The organism is Dietzia sp. B19 (assembly GCF_014145155.1).
GTDB lineage: Bacteria > Actinomycetota > Actinomycetes > Mycobacteriales > Mycobacteriaceae > Dietzia > Dietzia natronolimnaea.
The window spans coordinates 2314-4397 of record NZ_JAALED010000538.1; the positions used below are offsets into that span (position 1 = coordinate 2314).

Here is a 2084-nt window from a genome sequence, read left to right on the forward strand (position 1 = left end):
CGGGTCGGCGGGGTGTTCTCCTTGCGGGTCGGGCAGGCAGGCCCAGCCGCGGCTGAGCGCGAGCAATCCGGCGGCGCGGAGCTGGCCGAGGGGGCGCGGATCGTCGGCCGAGGCGGTGCGGGCGAGGGCCTCGATACGGTCCGCGATCTCCAGCGCGTCCTCGGCGGTGAGTGTGGCCGAGATGATCGCACGGTCGTCCCGGAGGGGCACCAGCTCCACGTCCTGGTCACGTCGCGCCTGCCGGGCGCGGGCATCGGCACCGAGTGGATCGCAGGCCGCGACGGTCTTGATGAGCATCTTGCGCAATGGGCCGAGCCTCGGCGGGTGGGTCCGGCGCCTGGTGGGAGCCAACCCGTCGCTGATCCGCCGATCGAGTTCGGGCATGAGGTGATCGGCCACAAGGGCTGTCTCCTCGGCGATGGTGTGCGCGGCGAGGATTCCTATCCACCCCGTCGCCAGTAGCGCCGCCGTTCGGGGGAGCCGTTCGGTCAGTTCGACCGCGGTGGTCACCAGACGGGATGCGCCGTGGCGTGAGAGCGCCATAGAGGCGCCGATCATCGTGGCGGCGGCGTCCCACGGATCACGATGGCGGTCGTGCTCGGTGGCGAAACGATCGGTGGCGGAACGGACACAGTCGTAGGCGTAGGCGAGCGTCCGACCCTCGGCCGCGCAGATCGTCCTCTGGGCGAGGTAGCCGCGTTGTTGGCCCGGGTCCCACCGGGCGAACGCCTCGGGGACCAGCACGGGGAGTGCGGGCCCCGTCCACGTGGTGAATCCGGGAGGCGGGATGAGCGCCTCGGGAGGGTCGACGTTGTCGGGCACAGGGCGCGGTGTGGAGGTCATGATTCGATCGTATGTTCGAGGTACGACACGGTGTGGGGGCGCCGACTTCATTGGCCCGACCTGGTGTGCCCTGCACACGACGTTCAGGGCATCGCAGGTCAGTGAGGCGCGGAGCGGGAGGCCGGACGCCTCGGCTCCGAGTGGGTGTGGATGTGCGGGTGCGCGGATCGGGCAGTCCTGACCTGGGGTGCCCTGCTCGGACCGTTCAGGGCACGCCAGGTCGGCGAGGTGCGGGGCGCCTCAGCCCGGTCGTGCCACGATCAGGCAGGCCCGCCCGCCCTCGGGCACGTACCAGCGGTGGGGGAGGGTGCCGTCGTACCTCGCGACATCCCCCGCCTGCAGTCGGCTGAGAGACTCGCCCACCTCGAGCAGGACCGTGCCCCTGGTGACGTACACCCATTCGCGGCCCGGGTGTTCGAAGAATCGGCCCGGCACGTGATTGGTCTCCACGAACTCGAGGAACTGCGTGTCGTTGGGCCCGCCCGGAAGTAGTCGGGTGTGCCCTCCGACGGTGCCCTCCGCGCGGGTGAGGACGGCGCCCTCGGAGGCGCGACGAATGTCCACGCGTCCGCCCGTCGCCGGTGGCGAGTCGCCTGCCGTCGACGGGTCGCCCGCCGGCGCGTCGGGGCCTCCGGGCGTCGGGGCGACGGCGTCGACCGCTTCGAGTAGGTGCGCCTGTGTGGTGCCCAATGCGTGGGCGAGCCCCTCGAGCGTCGACATGCTCGGGGCCGCCTTGCCACGCTCGATCTGGCTGAGGAACGGTTGCGAGATGCCGGCCTGGCCGGCCACCGCCACGAGGGTAAGGCCGAGTTGCTGACGGTGGTGCCGGATGCGTGCACCCAGGCGCGCGAGTCCGTCGCCACGTAACCCCGACACCGGTGTCTCCCATCGTCAGTGAGCGGTTACAGATCAGATCCGGCGGGGTAATCCGGGCGAAACACCGACCCGTGACACTGATCTGTATTGACGAGGTCAATATCCCGCGTCCTGGTCGAAAGCGCAAGGCACCACACCGACCCGGCCGGGGACGGTCCGGCAGAGCAGGAGAACCCAGTCAGTGGACACACTCACCCGCCAGCGTGGAGAAGGGTCCCCGGAGCCAGGCGCTGCCGCCCCGAGGCTGGACGGCGCAACCGCCAGGTCCGGCATCACCGCCCCGGAGCCGGACGGCACCGCCGGGAGGCAGGTCGACCGCATCGCCGGGGTGGGGCTGCTCGACGGCCGGGTGGTCGACGTGGACA

The 2084-nt window shown here is 71.1% G+C and carries 2 protein-coding genes and 1 pseudogene; 1 reads left to right on the forward strand and 2 read right to left on the reverse strand.

Features of this window, described 5'->3' with window-relative positions:
* The coding region (locus G6020_RS14645) for a DUF222 domain-containing protein (RefSeq protein WP_182611111.1) at window positions 1-843 on the reverse strand (843 nt) is incomplete at its 3' end.
* A 240-nt stretch (window positions 844-1083) separates the two neighbouring features.
* Complete coding sequence (locus G6020_RS14650) at window positions 1084-1719, reverse strand: XRE family transcriptional regulator (protein ID WP_182611112.1); 636 nt, start codon at window positions 1717-1719, stop codon at window positions 1084-1086.
* 181 nt (window positions 1720-1900) lie between these two features.
* On the opposite strand from G6020_RS14650, the pseudogene G6020_RS14655 reads away from it, so the two are divergent.
* A pseudogene (locus G6020_RS14655) lies at window positions 1901-2084 on the forward strand (hypothetical protein); the annotation flags it as partial.